The sequence below is a fragment of the Neisseria sp. P0001.S005 genome (assembly GCF_051963715.1).
Map to the genome: position 1 here is coordinate 1 of NZ_JBQCTZ010001044.1, position 242 is coordinate 242.

Sequence of the window (242 nt, forward strand, 5' to 3'; positions counted from 1 at the left end):
ATCGCCATCGAGCCGGTAGTCGCGTGGAAACTGAATGAGCAGCACGCTGTCGGTGCCGGTTTGATTGCCCAATATTCCAAAGCCGAATTGCGCAAATACTCCGACTGGGATGCTTCCGGCGCCATCAGCCAGTTGGCCAGCGGCTTGGCTTCCCGTCAAGCAGGCCGTCCCGTTGCTGTCGATGCGACCGGCAAAGCTGACGGTCATGCCGATGTAAAAGGCCACGATTGGGGCTTCGGCTA

At 59.1% G+C, this 242-nt stretch carries 1 pseudogene; it reads left to right on the forward strand.

The features are described 5' to 3' along the window. A pseudogene (locus ACTHSP_RS24000) lies at nucleotides 1–242 on the forward strand (hypothetical protein); the annotation flags it as partial.